This is a genomic window from Speluncibacter jeojiensis (genome assembly GCF_029589495.1).
Lineage (GTDB): Bacteria > Actinomycetota > Actinomycetes > Mycobacteriales > Mycobacteriaceae > Speluncibacter > Speluncibacter jeojiensis.
Genome location: NZ_JAAIVF010000002.1, coordinates 745,986 through 762,558 on the forward strand (window position 1 = coordinate 745,986; position 16,573 = coordinate 762,558).

The following is a 16,573-nucleotide window of genomic DNA, read 5'->3' on the forward strand; positions in this document are numbered from 1 at the left end:
TCTCGAGAGGACCCGTATGCGCTCCAGCACGGAGTTGTCCGACTCCGTCCCCTCCACCGGGTCCGATGGCGCCGGTACGGACGGTGCCGGGTCCGATGGTGCCGGGGCCGGCTCGCGCAAGGCGAAGCCGACGGTCGCGACACAGCGCACGCGGTGGTTCCACCAGGTGCCGCACATCGCCGGACTGGTGCTGGGCTTCTTTGCGATCCTCGCGTTCCTGTCCAGCCTCTCGCCGGTGTTCCGGCACGTGACCACGGTGCCCCGCGAGTACGTCGACCAGTACTACTTCGACGCGCCGGACACGAGCTTCGCGTGGGCATTCGTACTGGCCCTGCTCGCGGCGGCGATCGCTGCCCGCAAGCGGATCGCCTGGTGGCTGCTGTTCCTCTATCTGCTGCTGTTCGTGCTCGCCAACGTGTCCGACATCGTGATCGACCACGACAACGGCAATGCCGTGGGCGCGTTGATCTTTCACCTCGTCGTCCTCGGCGTACTGATCGCGAGCTACCGCGAGTTCTACACGAAGGTCCGGCGCGGAGCTCTGCTCAAGGCACTCGGCACCCTCGTCGCCGGCATGGCCGTCGCCACCCTCATCGGCTGGGGACTGGTCGAGGCGTTCCCCGGCACCCTCCCCGCCGACGAGCGTCTCGAATGGGTGCTCAACCGGGTCGTGATCTTCGGCAACATCGACAAGGACGTGTTCTCCGGACACGTGCACGGGTTCGTCAACACCGTGCTCGGGTTCCTCGGCGCGCTGGCCCTGATCGCCGCCGCCATCGTGCTGTTCCGGTCGCAGCGTGCCAGCAACGCGCTCACCGGCAACGACGAGTCCGCCATCCGCGGCCTGCTCGAGCGCTACAGCGGCGCGGACTCGCTCGGCTACTTCGCGACCCGGCGGGACAAGGCGGTCGTGTTCGCGCCCAGTGGCAAGGCAGCCATCACCTACCGCGTCGAGATCGGCGTGTGCCTGGCCAGCGGCGATCCGATCGGCGACGCCGAGGCGTGGCCGCACGCGGTCGAGGCGTGGCTGGCGTTGGCCTCGCAGTACGGCTGGGCGCCCGCGGTGATGGGCGCGAGCAAGGCCGGGGCCGAGGTCTACGACCGGTTCGGGCTGACCGCGCTCGAACTCGGCGACGAGGCGATCCTGCACACCCGCGGGTTCAGCCTGGCCGGCCGCGAGATGCGCCCGGTCCGCCAGGCCGTCACCCGGGTGCAGCGGTCCGGGGTCACCGCCCGCATCCGGCGGCACCGCGACATCCCGGCCGACGAGATGGAGCAGGTGGTCCGCCGGGCCGACGAGTGGCGCGACACCGAGACCGAGCGCGGATTCTCGATGGCACTGGGCCGGCTCGGCGACCCGTCCGACGGCGACTGCCTGCTCATCGAGGCGATCCAGGACGGCGGGGACGGCAACCGCGAGGTCGTCGGCATGCTCTCGCTGGTCCCGTTCGGCCGCACCGGCGTCTCGCTGGACGTGATGCGACGCAGCCCGTCGGCCCCCAACGGCGTCATCGAGTTCATGGTCACCGAGCTGGCCGGCACCTCGGAGCAGCACGGCATCACCCAGATCTCGCTGAACTTCGCGATGTTCCGCTCGACCTTCGAGGAGGGCGCCCGCATCGGTGCCGGGCCGGTGCTGCGGTTCTGGCGGTCGGTGCTGCTCTTCTTCTCCCGGTGGTGGCAGCTCGAGACCTTGTACCGCTCGAATCTGAAGTACCGGCCCGAGTGGAAGCCGCGGTACCTGTGCTTCGCCGAGAACCGGATGCTGCCGCGGATCTCGATCGCGTCGGGGATCGCCGAGGGCTTCATCATGCTGCCCGGACGCCGGCGGGACATCCAGCAGCACACCGGATTGCACAGTGCGGTGCCCGAACGCCTCGCCGAGTCGGGGTTGCTTCACGCCGACGGCAGCGCGCCCGACCTCACCAGCCCGGAGGCCGCAGCCGGCGAGATCGCGGCGAGCCAGCCGACGATCCGCCGACCCGACCAGGTCAAGGTCCGGCTGAACAAGGCCCAGCGCATGGCGGCCGCCGGCATGGATCCGTACCCGGTCGCCTATCCGCCGACGCACACGGTCGAGCAGGCGCGCAACGCCCCTCCGGGCACGACGGTCCGGGTCGCCGGCCGGCTGCTGCGCATCCGCGACCACGGTGGCGTGATCTTCGCGCTGCTGCGGGACTGGTCCGGCGACCTCCAGTTGCTCATCGACCGCTCGGTGGTCGGGGCGGTCGCGATGGACCGGTTCGGCTCACAGTTCGACCTGGGAGACCTGATGCAGGTCAGCGGCTCGCTGGGCCGCAGCCGCAGCGGTGAGCTGTCGCTGCTGGTGCGCGACTGGAGGATGAACGGCAAGTGCCTGCACCCGCTGCCGGACAAGTACCGCGGCCTGACCGACCCGGAGGCCCGGGTCCGGCAGCGGTATGTGGACCTGGCGATCAGTGAGCAGACGCGCGCGGTCACGCGGTCACGCAGCGCCGTGCTGCGGTCGCTGCGCGAGTCGCTGACCGCCCTCGGCTACCTCGAGGTGGAGACCCCCATCCTGCAGCAGGTGCACGGCGGCGCGAACGCACGCCCGTTCACCACCCACATCAACGCCTACGACCTGGACCTGTACCTGCGGATCGCGCCGGAGCTGTACCTCAAGCGCCTGTGCGTCGGCGGCATGGAGAAGGTCTTCGAGCTGGGCCGCACCTTCCGAAACGAGGGTGTCGACTTCAGCCACAATCCCGAATTCACGATTCTCGAGGCGTACGAGGCGCATTCGGACTACGAACGCATGCGGGTGACCTGCCGTGAGCTGATCCAGAAGGCGGCGGTCGCCGCGAACGGCGCGTGCGTGGTGATGCGCCCGGGACCGGACGGCACGCTGACACCGGTGGACATCTCGGGCGAGTGGCCGGTCAAGACCGTGCACCGCGCGGTGTCCGAGGCGCTCGGCGAGGACATCGGCCCGGAGACCGGGCTGCGGGAACTGCGGCGATACGCGACCGCGGCCGGGGTGCCCTACCAGTCCACCTGGGATGCCGGCGCCGTGGTGCTCGAGATGTACGAGCGTCTCGTCGAGGAGCACACCCAGGCGCCCACGTTCTACAAGGACTTCCCGATCTCGGTCTCCCCGCTGACCCGGCCGCACCGCAGCGTGCCCGGGGTCGCCGAACGCTGGGACCTGGTCGCCTACGGCGTCGAACTCGGTACCGCCTACAGCGAGCTGACCGACCCGATCGACCAGCGGCGCAGGCTCACCGAGCAGTCGCTGCTGGCGGCCGGCGGCGACCCCGAGGCGATGGAACTGGACGAGGACTTCCTGCAGGCGCTGGAGCACGCGATGCCGCCGACCGGCGGTCTCGGCATGGGCGTCGACCGGGTGATCATGCTGGTGACCGGCATGAGCATCCGCGAGACGCTGCCGTTCCCGCTGGCCAAGCCGAGGTAAGCGGCCGCCGGGGGCGAAATGTCTGGTTCCACGTGAAACCGTGCGCGCCCGGCCATCCCTCCGGTGGCACTGTGCATTCGGTGGCCAGTACGCCTCCGGTAGCACTGCGCGGTACGCGCCGGGACGGACGCCGCCGGCGGCCGGACCGGGATACGGTGCAGACATGGTGGGTGACGGCCGGGTGCGCGCGGGCCAACGAGGCCACCTCGTGTCGGTCGACCTCACCGTGGTCGTGGTGCTGGTGGTGGTGCAGCTGGCAGGCAGCACCATGGCGGATCGCCATCAGCCACTGGCGCACACCCATCTGAACTGGCTCGGATACGCGCTGCTCGTGGCGGGACCGGTGGCGCTGTACTGGCGACGCCGGTACCCGATCGCGGTGCTGACGGCGGTCTTCGCGGTGACGGTGGCGTATCTGTTCGCCGGATTCCCCTATGGGCCGGTGTTCCTCGCGCTGGTGGTCGCCTTCCTGACCGCGGCCTCCGCCGGGTCGCGGGCGGTGCCGTACTCGGTGCTGGCCCTGGGGTACGTGATCGTCGTCTGGGCGGTCCCGGCGGCGCGTTCCCAGGAGCTGCCGTCGGCATCGATGGCGCTCGGCGTCGCGGCCTGGCTGCTGGTCCTCACCGCGGCCGCCGAGCTGATCCGGCAGCGCCGGACGGTGATCCGCACCAGGCGACTGCGCGCCCACGAACGGGCCCGGACCGCGGAAGAGGAGCGGCGGCGGCAGGCCACCGAGGAACGACTGGTCATCGCGCGGGAACTGCACGACGTGGTGGGCCACAGCCTCTCGCTGATCAACGTGCAGTCGGGGGTGGCGCTGGAGTTGTTCGATCGCGACACCGAGCAGGCCCGCCGCGCCCTGGCGGCGATCAAGGCCGCCAGCCGTGACGCGCTGGTCGAGGTGCACGACGTGCTCGACTCGATCCGCTCGGGCGAACTCGACGCGCCACGTACTCCCGTCCCGACAGCGCTGGAACCGGACGAGTTGGTCGCGCCGGCGCGGGCCGCAGGTGTCGAGGTGAGCGTGCGCGTGGTCGGCACGCCCCGCCCGCTGCCGAGCCGGGTGAACCTCGCGGCGGACCGGATCGTGCGGGAGGCGCTGACCAACGTGGCCCGGCATTCCGGCGGCGCCGCCACCGTGACCCTCACGTACGGCCCGGCGGAGCTGGCCGTCCAGGTCGACGACGCGGGCGGGTTCGTGGCGTCGCCGGACATGCGCGGCGGCAACGGGATCCCCGGCATGCGCGAACGCGCCCGGGCGCTCGGCGGCGACTGCACGGCCGCTCCCCTGCCCACCGGCGGCTTCCGCGTGCGCGCGACGCTGCCCGTCGGTGATCGACGACCGGAGGACGACGCATGACCGTTCGAGTGGTGATCGCCGACGACCAGACCCTCGTGCGCGCCGGGTTCGCCGCCCTGCTCTCTGCGCAGGACGACATCGAGGTCGTCGGCGAGGCGGTCGACGGCGCCGAGGCGGTCGCACTGTGTGGACGGCTGCTGCCGGACGTGGCGCTGATGGACATCCGCATGCCGGTCCTCGACGGGATCGAGGCCACCCGCCGCATCGCCGCCGACCCGCGCACTCAGTCCGTCAAGGTCGTGGTGCTCACGACCTTCGAGCTGGACGAGTACGTCTTCGAGGCGTTGCGGGCGGGCGCGATCGGCTTCCTGGTCAAGCACACCGAGCCCGCCGAGCTGGTCCGCGCCGTGCGGGTGGCGGCCGAGGGCGAGGCGCTGCTGTCGCCCGGGGTGACCCGGCGGCTGATCGCCGAGTTCGCGACCCGTACCCGGCCGGGACCGGACCGCGATGCGCTCGCCGTGCTCACCGAGCGTGAGCGCGAAGTGATGGGACTGGTTGCCGAGGGCCTGTCGAACGAGGAGATCGCCGAACGGCTGGTGCTCAGTCCCGCGACCGCGCGCACCCACGTGTCGCGCATCCTGCTCAAGCTCGGCGCCCGCGACCGCACCCAACTGGTGGTGCTCGCGTACGAATCCGGACTGGTCCGGCCGCGCTGGCAGGAGTGACCTGGCACGAGCGTCGAATCCCGGAGACGCCCGGCGGCACCGTGTGTCGCGGCGCGCCCAACATGCGAACTCTGCGCACAGTTCACAGAGTTCGAAGTGTTGGAACTGTGGGCAGTGTTGGAACTGTGGGCAGTGTTGGAACTGTGGGCAGTGTTGGAACTGTGGGCAGTGTTGGAACTGTGGTGAACGGACGACATGTCGTACCCCGGTGGCAGCATCCCGGCACCCAAGGAGAATCGCATCACGACGGGGGAACATCATGACCGACCGATCAGTCCCACTCACCCGGGCTCGCGACCAATTGACCGAGCTGGTGGCACGAGTCCGGTTCGGGGGCGAGCGCATCATCTTGACCCACTACGGCAAGCCGGCGGCGGTTCTGCTGTCGCCAGAGGCCGCCTCGCAGAGCGGGAACGCCGGACGTGCGGCGGACGTGATCATCCAGGAGGTCCGGTTGCCCGCGCATGCCGAGCAGGTCTGGGAAGCCCTGACCGATCCTCGCGTGCGACGCTGGTGGGCGCCGGTGATCCTGGACCCGGTGGTAGACGGCGAGTTCAACTACCTCTGGCTCGAAGACGGTCCGGTGGACGCCGATCTGGAGGGCAGGGAAGTCGAGGACAGCGAAAGCAGTTCCCGCGGCGAGGTGGTCGGAACGGTCCTCGAGGTGATCTCGCGGGAACTGCTGCGGTTCACCTGGACCGAGCGAAGTGGTCTGACAACCGAGGTCTGCATCACGCTGCGTGAGGTCGACGGGCACACCCGGGTGATCGTGCAGCATCAGGGCACGCGCGACCCCGCTCACGAACGGCTGTGGTCCCGATGGTCCGGGGACCTGGCGGAGCAGTTCGCGGCCGCACGGGTACGTCTCGGGACGTAACGCGAGTGCCGCCTCGCGGCCGATTCGGCGGTACCCGTCGGGCGGCACGCTGAACCCATGAACACACTCATCGCCGACCCGACCACCACCGCCCTGTTGGCGGACACCTGCTATCGCCACGGCTGGGGGCCCGGCCCGTGGTTCGTCATCTTCCCGATCCTGTTCTGGATCGCGGTCATCGCGTTCTTCGTGATGCTGCGCCGCCGCCGGCTCGGCTGCACCGGACGCGGCGGCGAATCGACCCTCGCCGACCTGTTCGCACGCGGCGAGATCACCGAGGAGCAGTACCGCACCCGTCGAGACGTGCTGCGGGAGAAGCGGAAGTAGCAGCGGCTTCAGCCACCCACGCCGGTCATCGTCCGCATGAACGACGCCTGCTCGCGTCTGCCGCGCTCCGCTGCCCGGCCCCGCCCGCCGGGCAGCAGCGCGGCAGCCGAGCGGACCGCGTTGACCGGCGTCCGGATCAGCGGGTACCACGGCACCGTCAGCACCGGCAGTCCCAGCACGCGCATCGCGCGTGGGCCGAGGAACGCGCCGGTGATACCGAGATGCTGTGAACGCGCCAACCACCGGCGCAAACCGGGCAGCGTCCGGTAGTGCCACGACAGCGGATCCTCGACCATCGGCATCGCGAGTTGCCGCGTCGTCGCGTCCGGGGTCGAGAGCGCACACGAGGTGTGCAGCAGCACCCGGATCGCGTCCCGGAAGCTTGTCGGCAGGAACTCGTCCTGCACGCCGATCAGCCACCCGACATAGCGGGTCAGGTGCGCGACCGCCTCGTACTCGTTCGGGCGGTTGACGATTCCCATGCCGACGCCGCCAACGGTCGGTGCGACGAGCGCCCCCACGAGGGTCGCGGCCATGTCGGTCTGGTTGATCGGCACGCCCCATGCGCTCGCGTCCCAGTCATCCATCGAGGCGATGTGCCGCCGGACCATCGCGTGGATGAGCCGCACCCGGACCGTCGAGCGATACCCGACCCCACCCGGCTCCAGTCCCCCGTCCGAGATCACGTCGATCGCCCACTGGGACGTCTCCGCGAAACGCTTGTTGGAGCCTTTCTCCAGTGCACCCGTCCGCAGCAGCGTCTGATTGAAGCCGGCGAACATGTAGCCACCGAGCAGCGCGACGTCACGCGCGATGTACAGACCGTCGGCCCCACCGCTGCGCATCACCCGCGCCGCGGACCGCAGCCGGTCCCGGTCGACCCAGTCGGGGACGGTCTCGACCTCGGCGAAGAACGCGCGCAACGGTGCGTCACCCGGCCGCAGCTCACCGACGCTGTCGACGCCCTCGCGCAGCGCCTGCTCGAACATCGGCCGCGACCGCGACATCCCGACGGTGTGCATCCAGTCCACCAGCCGGTCCGCAGGCGCGTCCGCCACCAGCAGGCACTCGCCGAGACGCCGGAACTCCGCGGCGTCGGGCTCGCGCAGTCCGAGCGCGAGCGCGAAGAGCCGGATCGCCGGCGGCACCGGGCGCGGCCGCTGCGGGTGCCTCGTCGGCAGCGGCTGAGCCATCGCGGTGTCCACAGACGACCTCAGCGGTGCACCAACGGGACGTCGAGGGCCCAGACGGCCCGGTCGGCGATGTTCCCGTTCGGGAGACGCTCCGGCAGCCGCACCTCGACCCGGGCCAGCCGGCCACCGAGTGCGCCGTAGGCCGGGATGGTCACCGCGGTACGGCTGTTCGCGGTGTACACGGTCGTGTGGGTGGCGGCTCCCCGCGGGGCGGTGGGGTCGATGTACGTGGACTCGAGCACCCAGCTGTTGCCGGACACGTCGTTCGGCACCGACAACTGCACCGGATCCTGACGCACGTTCAGCACCGCGGGGGATCCACCCCGATCGCATCGCTGCCCCTGCTCGCAGTACCGCACCGGATGCACGGTCACGGCCGTCCCGTCCGAGTAGGCGGTCAGTGCGGGACGGGGGGTCGACACGTTCGCCGACACCAGCCACGCGCCGATACCGATCAGCACCGCCGCCACCGCCGCGACGATCACGAGCACGGTGAGGATGGTGCGGTCGGCGACGTTGCGCTGGATCGTGCCGGGCCCGTTCTCGCCGCGACCGAAGGCTTCCGAAAATCTGCTCATCTGCGTGTCCTGTCCGCCAGCACCGAGAATCACCAGGATGCCCGGGCGGCAGAGGCTGTCGCCCCGGCATTTCGGATGCTAGCCGATCGAACGACCACCGGTGCCATAGTTGCGGTCCGCTGGTCTACGGTCGCTTCGTGCAGCTTCTCCTGATCCGTCATGCCCTTCCGCAGCGAGTCGAACAGGTCGCCGGCGGAGCCGACCCGGCGCTGACCGAGCTGGGCAGGCTGCAGGCGCAGCGCATTCCCGAAGCCCTGGCCGAGTACGACGTGTCCGCGATCGTCAGCAGCCCGATGCTCCGGGCCCGGCAGACCGCACAGCCGCTCGCCGACGCGCTCGGGCTGGAGGTCGCCGTCGACCCCGACCTCGCCGAATACGACGCCGGGCAACGCAACTACGTGCCGATCCACGAGGCCCGGGCCGCGCATCCCGAGGCGTACGCCCGGATCATGGCCGGGTACATCCCCGACTTCGCCGATCCGGTCGCGTTCACCGCCCGGGTGACCGCGGCGATGCAGCGGCTGGTCGACGACCACGCTCACGACCAGACCATAGCCGTGGTCAGCCACGGCGGCGTCATCAACGTGTACCTGCAGCAACTGCTCGACCTCGCCCGGCCGCTCACCTTCCCCCTCGAGTACGTCTCGCTGAGTCGGGTGCTGATCTCGCGCAACGGAACCCGCAAGGTCGCCTCGGTCAACGAGACCGGACACATGCGCGACATCCCGCGCTGACCGCGGGGGTCGCGCGCGTCAGGCCTTCGAGGCGAACCAGTCGTGCATCCAGGTCGTCGCGGACTCGCCCGACCCGTTGATCGCGTAGCTGCGGTAGTCCTGGTGCACGCCGGACTGAAGGAAGTTCTCGAACATCTTGCCGCGGGCGACATTGTTCGGCTCGGTCAGCTGATGCTGCAGCGTCGACAGTCCGCCGTCCTTGGTCAGGTCGCCGATGATCGGCGCCGCCTCGGGCGCGTAACCCTTCTTGTCCGAGGATCCGGGATCGGAGTTCTGCACGACGAATCCGGCAATCCGGCCGACGAAGTCGTTCTGCGGTGCCGCGCAGTACAAGTCGCCCGGCGCGCAGATGGTGCGCACGTTCGGGGACACCCAGCCGAACCCACCCGGGCGCGGTCCGGTCGCACCGGCACCGCCCACCGGCGGGCCGACGAGTGCGTCGGTCGGCGAGCGGCGCGGATCCGAGATCAGGCCCACCGCGGCGACCTTGTTCGGCGGGACCACGCCGGTGCCCGTGCCGATCTCCGCGGCGAGATCGCCCGCCGCGTCCGCGCCCTGGCTGTACCCGACGATGCCGTAGCGAGTGCCGGGGCACCTCTTGGCCATCGCCGCGATCATCCCGCGCCCGTTGCGGACGGCCTGCCGCTTGGACGCGCCGTAGACGTCCCCCTCCCACGGGAAGGCCGTGGCCGGATAGGTCACGTAGTCGACGCGGACCGAGGACGGCAGATTGTCGGTGACCGGGAGCAACATGCCGCGGTCGGCACCCCCGGACGGGTGATCGGAGGTCTCCCACGTGCCGGGGATCGCGACAACATACAGGCTCGGGCAGGAGGGCGCGGCCTGCGCCACCCCGGTGCCGACGGTGGCGCCCGTACCGACAATGCTCCCGACCAGCGCCGCGCCCGCAGCCGCGACGATCGCCATCGACTTCCTCAGCAACATGTGGTTGCCCCCAATTCTTCGTCGCCCGCCCCAACGCGGGATTCCGGCAGCTGAATCTTGCCAGCACCGTATGTCACGCAGATGCACAGAGAGTAAAGGAATCCCGCTCCGCGAACGCCTGTGCGCGGCCGGCATCACACCGACCGCGCACAGACATGGTTCCGGATACCGCCCCGAGGAGCTACCGCTGGGGCATCGTGGTGGTCTCCACCGGCGCCGGCAGCGCGGTGGTGCCCATCAGGAACTTGTCGACGGACGCCGCGGCCGACCGGCCCTCGGCGATCGCCCACACGATCAGCGACTGGCCGCGGCCCGCGTCACCGGCGACGAACACGCCGTCGACGCTGGTCTGCCACTCACTCGAGCGGGCGACGTTGCCCCGCTCGTTGAGCTCGACGCCGAGCGAATCGACCAGGCCCTCACGCTGCGGGCCGACGAAGCCCATGGCCAGCAGCACCAGGTCCGCCTCGAGCTCGAAGTCCGAGCCCTCGACCTTCTCGAACTTGCCGGCGACCATCTGGACCTCGTGGGCCTTCAGTCCGGTGACGTGGCCATCCACACCGACGAACTGCTCGGTGTTGACCGAGAACACCCGCTCGCCACCCTCCTCGTGGGCCGAGGACACGCGGTACATCAGCGGGTAGGTCGGCCACGGGGTCTGCTCGGCACGCGTCTCCGGCGGCCGCGGCATGATCTCGAACTGATGCACGACCTCGGCGCCCTGCCGGTGGCTGGTGCCCAGGCAGTCCGCGCCGGTGTCGCCGCCGCCGATGATGACGACCTTCTTGCCCGCGGCGGTGATCGTCGGCTCGGCCAGATCACCCTGCTGGACGTGGTTGGCGATCGGCAGGAACTCCATCGCCTGGTGGATGCCGTCCAGTTCACGGCCCGGAATCGGCAGGTCACGACCGATGGTCGAACCGATCGCCAGCACCACCGCGTCGTAGTCGGCGCGCAGCTGGTCGACGGTGACGTCCACGCCGACGTTCACGCCGGTGCGGAACTCGGTGCCCTCGGCCTCCATCTGCTCGAGACGGCGGTCGATGTGCCGCTTCTCCATCTTGAACTCGGGGATGCCGTAGCGGAGCAGGCCGCCGATCCGGTCGGCGCGCTCGAACACGGTGACCGCGTGGCCCGCCCGGGTCAGCTGCTGCGCCGCGGCCAGGCCCGCCGGACCGGAACCGATGACGGCGACCTTCTTGCCGGTCTTCACCGACGGCGGCAGCGGGGTGACCCAGCCCTCGTCGAAGGCGTGGTCGATGATCTCGAACTCGACCTGCTTGATGGTGACCGGATCCTGGTTGATCCCGAGCACGCACGAGGCCTCACACGGCGCGGGGCACAGCCGCCCGGTGAAGTCCGGGAAGTTGTTCGTCGCGTGCAGTCGCTCGAGCGCATCGCGCCAGTTGCCCTTGGTGATCAGATCGTTCCACTCGGGGATCAGGTTCCCCAGCGGGCAACCGTTGTGGCAGAACGGGATACCGCAATCCATGCAGCGACTCGCCTGCGTCTCGAGCTTGTCCTTCGGGAACGGCTCGTAGACCTCGTGCCAATCCAGCAGCCGCAATGCGACCGGCCGGCGGGCCGGCAGCTGCCGGCCGTGCTTCAGAAATCCGCGCGGGTCACCCATTTGCAGCCGCCATGATCGCCTCGTCCACGTTCGTTCCGTCCTTCTTCGCAGTCTCGATCGCGAGCAGCACTCGCTTGTAGTCGCGCGGCATCACCTTCACGAAGTGATTCACCTGCTGGTCCCAGTTCGCCAGGATCCTCTCGGCCACAGGCGAATCGGTTGCTGCGTGGTGACGCACGACCGTCTCGCGCAGCCATTCGATGTCGGCGGTGTCCGGGTTCTCCAACTCCACCAGTTCGCCGTTGAGGTTGGCCTCGAACGTCGCATCCGGGTTGTAGACGAACGCGATACCGCCGGACATGCCGGCACCGAAGTTCCGGCCGGTCTTGCCCAGGATGACCACCCGGCCGCCGGTCATGTACTCGCAGGCGTGGTCGCCCACACCCTCGACGACGGCGGTGGCGCCCGAGTTGCGCACGCAGAACCGCTCACCGACGACACCGCGGACAAGGGCCTCGCCGCTGGTGGCGCCGTACAGGATCACGTTGCCGGCGATGACGTTCTCCTCGGCGACGAACCCTTCGGGCGCGTCGAGGGAGGGCCGCACGATGACCCGGCCGCCGGACAGGCCCTTGCCGACGTAGTCGTTGGCGTCACCGAACAGCCGCAGCGTGATGCCCTTGGGCACGAACGCGCCGAAGCTGTTGCCGGCGGACCCGTTGAGCGTGATGTCGATGCTGTCGTCCGGCATACCGTCCGCGCCGTGCACCTTGGTGAGCTCGTGACCGAGCATGGTGCCGACCGTGCGGTTGACGTTGCCGACCGGCGTCTCGATGGTGATGGTGCCGCCGTTGTCGATGACGCCGCGGGCCTGTGCGATCAGCGTGTTGTCGAGCGCCTTCTCCAACGCGTGGTCCTGGCTCTGCACGCAGCACTGGGACTGGTCGGGGAACAGCGGCGACTCGACCTTCGCCAGGATCGGCGTCAGGTCCAGCTTGGCGGCCTTGTAGTGGTCGACCGCCGACTTGATGTCGAGCGTCTCGACCTGGCCGATCGCCTCGTCGATGCTGCGGAAGCCGAGCTCGGCGAGCAGCTCCCGGACCTCCTCGGCGATGAACTCGAAGAAGTTCACGACGAAGTCCGGCGAGCCGGTGAACCGCTTGCGCAGCACCGGGTTCTGCGTCGCCACACCGACCGGGCAGGTGTCGAGGTGGCACACCCGCATCATGATGCAGCCCGACACCACCAGCGGCGCGGTCGCGAAGCCGAACTCCTCGGCGCCGAGCAGCGCGGCGATCACCACGTCACGACCGGTCTTGAGCTGGCCGTCGACCTGGACCACGATGCGGTCGCGCAGACCGTTGAGCAGCAGCGTCTGCTGGGTCTCGGCCAGGCCGAGCTCCCAGGGACCACCCGCGTGCTTGAGCGAGGTCAGCGGGGCCGCACCGGTGCCGCCGTCGTGGCCGGAGATCAGCACCACGTCGGCGTGCGCCTTGGAGACGCCCGCGGCGATGGTGCCGACACCCGACTCGGCGACCAGCTTCACGTGGATGCGGGCCTGCGGGTTGGCGTTCTTCAGATCGTGGATCAGCTGCGCCAGGTCCTCGATCGAGTAGATGTCGTGGTGCGGCGGCGGCGAGATCAGCCCGACGCCCGGCGTCGAGTGCCGCACCTCGGCGACCCACGGGTACACCTTGTTGCCCGGAAGCTGGCCGCCCTCACCGGGCTTGGCTCCCTGCGCCATCTTGATCTGGATGTCGGTGCAGTTGGTCAGGTAGTGCGAGGTGACACCGAACCGGCCGGAGGCGACCTGCTTGATCGCCGACCGGCGCAGGTCGCCGTTCGCGTCCGGGGTGAAGCGCGCCGGGTTCTCGCCGCCCTCACCGGAGTTCGAGCGGGCCTTGAGCCGGTTCATCGCGATCGCGAGGGTCTCGTGCGCCTCGGCGGAGATCGAGCCGTAGCTCATCGCGCCGGTCGAGAACCGCTGCACAATGGACTCGACGGGCTCGACCTCGTCGATCGAGATCGGCTCGCGCACACCCGACTTGAACTTCAGCAGGCCGCGCAGGGTGGCCAGCCGCTCGGACTGGTCGTCGACCAGCTGGGTGTACTCCTTGAACACCTTGTACTGACCGGTGCGGGTCGAGTGCTGGAGCTTGAACACAGTGTCCGGGTTGAACAGGTGGTACTCGCCCTCGCGCCGCCACTGGTAGTCGCCGCCGACCTCGAGCTCGCGGTGCGCGCGCTCGTCGGGGCGGTCCAGGAAGGCCAGCGTGTGCCTCGTCGCGACATCCGCGGCGATCTCGTCGAGCCCGATACCGTCGTTGCGCGAACGCAATCCGGTGAAGTACTCGTCGATCAGGTTCTGCGACAGGCCGATCACGTCGAACAGCTGCGCACCGGTGTAGGAGGCGATGGTGGAGATGCCCATCTTGGACATCACCTTCAGCACACCCTTGCCGGCCGCCTTGTTGTAGTTGGCGATCGCCTTCTCGCGGCTCACACCCGGCAGGCTGCCGCTCTGGATCAGCTCGTCGATGGTCTCGAAGGCCATGTACGGGTTGATCGCCGCGGCGCCCACGCCGATCAGCATCGCCATGTGGTGCACCTCGCGGGCGTCACCGGCCTCGATGATCAGACCGACCTTGGTGCGGGTCCGCTCCCGCACCAGGTGGTGGTGCACGGCCGCGGTCAGCAGCAGCGACGGGATCGGCGCATTCGTCGCGTCCGACTCACGGTCGGACAGCACGATCACCCGGGCACCCGCGGCGATGGCCTCGGACACCTGTCCGCGGATGTTCTCCAGCGCCCGGCGCAGCCCCTCGCCGCCCTCGGCGACCGGGTACAGGCCGCGCACGACCACGCTGCCGAAGTTCGGGAACTGGCCCTCGTCGTTGACGTGGATGAGCTTGTTGAGCTCGTCGTTGTCGAGGATCGGCTGGGACAGCGAGATCTGCCGGCACGAATCGGCGGTCGGGTTGAGCAGGTCGCCCTCCGGGCCGATGCCGCTGCCGAGGCTGGTGACCAGCTCCTCGCGGATCGCGTCCAGGGGCGGGTTGGTCACCTGCGCGAAGATCTGCTGGAAGTAGTCGAACAGCAGCCGCGGCCGCGTCGACAGCACCGCGATCGGGGTGTCGGTGCCCATCGAACCGAGCGCCTCGCCACCGGTCAGCGCCATCGGCTTGACCAGCAGGTTGACCTCTTCGGTGGTGTAACCGAACATCAACTGCCGCAGCACGACCCGCTCGTGCGACATGTACTTGTAGGGGCGGTCCGGCAGGTCGCGCAGGTGCACGACGTTCTGCTCGATCCACTCCCCGTAGGGGTGCTCGGCGGCCAGCTGCGACTTGATCTCGTCGTCACCGACGATGCGGCCCTGTGCGGTGTCCACCAGGAACATGCGGCCGGGCTGCATGCGCATCTTGCGCACGACCTTGCTCGGGTCGATGTCGAGGACGCCGACCTCGGAGGCCATCACGACCAGGCCGTCGTCGGTCACCCAGACGCGCGACGGGCGCAGGCCGTTGCGGTCGAGCACGGCGCCGACCACGGTGCCGTCGGTGAAGCACACCGACGCCGGTCCGTCCCACGGCTCCATCAGCGACGAGTGGTACTGGTAGAACGCCCGGCGGGCCGGGTCCATCGAGGCGTGCTTCTGCCAGGCCTCGGGGATCATCATCAGCACCGCGTGCGGCAGGCTCCGGCCGCCCAGGTGCAGCAGCTCGAGGACCTCGTCGAACCGCGCGGTGTCGGAACCGCCCGGGGTGCAGATCGGGAAGATCTTGTCGAGGGCACTCTCGGACGAACCGGGGGCGTCGAAGACCCTGCTGTCGATGAGCGCCTCGCGGGCCCGCATCCAGTTCTCGTTGCCGGAGACGGTGTTGATCTCGCCGTTGTGCGCGACCATGCGGAACGGGTGGGCCAGCGGCCACGACGGGAAGGTGTTGGTCGAGAAGCGTGAGTGCACCAGGCCCAGCGAGCTCTCCACACGCTCGTCCTGAAGGTCCAGGTAGAACGCGCGCAGCTGCGGCGTGGTCAGCATGCCCTTGTAGACGAAGGTGCGGCCCGACAGGCTCGGGAAGTACACGGTCTCCGAGCCGAGGCCACCCTGGCCGGCACCCTCGGAGCCGAGCTCGTGCTCGACGCGCTTGCGGACGACGTAGGCGCGGCGCTCGAGGTCGAGGCCGGAGAGCTCACCGTCCGCGCCGGCGATGAAGAGCTGACGGAAGGTCGGCATGGCGCCGCGGGCCATCTCACCGAGCGACGTGCCGTCGACCGGGACCTCGCGCCAGCCGAGGACGCGCATGCCCTCGCTCTCGACGATCTTGTCGACGCCCTCGGCCGCCTTGTCGGCGTCCGGGGTGTGCTGCGGGAGGAAGGCGATGCCGGTCGCGTAGCTGCCGGCAGCGGGGAGTTCGAAGTCCACGACCTCGCGCAGGAAGCGGTCCGGGACCTGGATCAGGATGCCGGCGCCGTCACCGCTGTTGGGCTCGGACCCTGCGGCACCACGGTGCTCCAGGTTCACCAGCGCGGTGATCGCCTTTTCGACGATGTCCCGGCTCTTGCGGCCGTGCATGTCGACGACGAACGCCACACCGCACGAGTCGTGCTCTTTCGCCGGGTCGTAGAGGCCGATGGGCCCAGGGATCTGCTTCATAGGTCGCTTTCATCGCAAGCTGCGACCGGCGGGCGGGCGGTCCCGCCGAACCAGATCTAGCGAGATCGGGTCGTGCGAGACACCGCGCCGGTGGTCACAGGGCCGAGCAGGCGGCGATCACGACGGAAGGAAGATCCGCTCCGGTGGTGTTCGTCGACGGCGCCCGGTCACTTGAACATGACGGTTGGTGCACTCGGGCCGGCGCTTTGATGAAAAGACTCGGGTGAGCACCAC

12 protein-coding genes are annotated in these 16,573 nt (G+C 69.6%); 7 read left to right on the forward strand and 5 right to left on the reverse strand.

Going from position 1 to position 16,573, the window contains the following annotated elements; translation table 11 throughout:
* Positions 1-16 precede the first annotated feature (16 nt).
* From lysX to G4X40_RS10675, 6 genes are all read left to right on the forward strand, one after another.
* On the forward strand, positions 17-3,433 hold the full coding sequence (lysX, locus tag G4X40_RS10655; RefSeq protein WP_277832298.1) for a bifunctional lysylphosphatidylglycerol synthetase/lysine--tRNA ligase LysX: 3,417 nt from the start codon (positions 17-19) through the stop codon (positions 3,431-3,433).
* Positions 3,434-3,596: 163 nt separating this feature from the next.
* On the forward strand, positions 3,597-4,793 hold the full coding sequence (locus G4X40_RS10660) for a sensor histidine kinase (protein ID WP_277832300.1): 1,197 nt from the start codon (positions 3,597-3,599) through the stop codon (positions 4,791-4,793).
* Positions 4,790-5,458 carry a response regulator gene (locus G4X40_RS10665; RefSeq protein ID WP_277832302.1) on the forward strand — a complete coding sequence of 223 codons (669 nt, stop codon included), beginning with the start codon at positions 4,790-4,792 and terminating at the stop codon, positions 5,456-5,458. The genes G4X40_RS10660 and G4X40_RS10665 overlap by 4 nt, the downstream gene beginning before the upstream one ends.
* A 62-nt stretch (positions 5,459-5,520) precedes the next feature.
* Positions 5,521-5,721, forward strand: a complete 201-nt coding sequence (locus tag G4X40_RS22955) for a thiocillin family RiPP (RefSeq protein WP_408642169.1) — start codon at positions 5,521-5,523, stop codon at positions 5,719-5,721.
* A complete protein-coding gene (locus tag G4X40_RS10670) occupies positions 5,718-6,335 on the forward strand; it encodes a type II toxin-antitoxin system prevent-host-death family antitoxin (protein ID WP_277832305.1) in 618 nt (205 codons plus the stop codon). The genes G4X40_RS22955 and G4X40_RS10670 overlap by 4 nt, the downstream gene beginning before the upstream one ends.
* A gap of 57 nt (positions 6,336-6,392) precedes the next feature.
* Positions 6,393-6,662, forward strand: a complete 270-nt coding sequence (locus tag G4X40_RS10675) for an SHOCT domain-containing protein (RefSeq protein ID WP_277832307.1) — start codon at positions 6,393-6,395, stop codon at positions 6,660-6,662.
* An 8-nt stretch (positions 6,663-6,670) separates the two neighbouring features.
* On the opposite strand, the gene G4X40_RS10680 is transcribed toward G4X40_RS10675, so the two are convergent.
* Together G4X40_RS10680 and G4X40_RS10685 are read right to left on the reverse strand one after the other, a co-directional pair.
* Entirely contained in the window at positions 6,671-7,855 is a 1,185-nt protein-coding gene (locus tag G4X40_RS10680) for an oxygenase MpaB family protein (protein WP_277832309.1), read from the reverse strand.
* 20 nt (positions 7,856-7,875) lie between these two features.
* Positions 7,876-8,433, reverse strand: a complete 558-nt coding sequence (locus G4X40_RS10685) for a DUF2771 family protein (RefSeq protein ID WP_277832311.1) — start codon at positions 8,431-8,433, stop codon at positions 7,876-7,878.
* 137 nt (positions 8,434-8,570) lie between these two features.
* Here G4X40_RS10685 and G4X40_RS10690 point away from each other — a divergent pair, with 137 nt between their 5' ends.
* Positions 8,571-9,167, forward strand: a complete 597-nt coding sequence (locus tag G4X40_RS10690; RefSeq protein ID WP_277832313.1) for a histidine phosphatase family protein — start codon at positions 8,571-8,573, stop codon at positions 9,165-9,167.
* 18 nt (positions 9,168-9,185) lie between these two features.
* Here G4X40_RS10690 and G4X40_RS10695 read toward each other — a convergent pair whose 3' ends face one another.
* The 3 genes from G4X40_RS10695 to gltB all read right to left on the reverse strand — a co-directional run bounded on the left by G4X40_RS10695 (position 9,186) and on the right by gltB (position 16,339).
* Complete coding sequence (locus G4X40_RS10695; protein ID WP_277832315.1) at positions 9,186-10,094, reverse strand: cutinase family protein; 909 nt, start codon at positions 10,092-10,094, stop codon at positions 9,186-9,188.
* Positions 10,095-10,293: 199 nt separating this feature from the next.
* Positions 10,294-11,742 carry a glutamate synthase subunit beta gene (locus G4X40_RS10700; RefSeq protein WP_277832316.1) on the reverse strand — a complete coding sequence of 483 codons (1,449 nt, stop codon included), beginning with the start codon at positions 11,740-11,742 and terminating at the stop codon, positions 10,294-10,296.
* The gene (gene gltB, locus G4X40_RS10705) at positions 11,735-16,339 is read right to left on the reverse strand and encodes a glutamate synthase large subunit (RefSeq protein ID WP_277832317.1); all 4,605 of its coding nucleotides are present in this window, start codon (positions 16,337-16,339) and stop codon (positions 11,735-11,737) included. Before gltB ends, G4X40_RS10700 begins: the two co-directional genes overlap by 8 nt.
* Positions 16,340-16,573 lie beyond the last annotated feature (234 nt).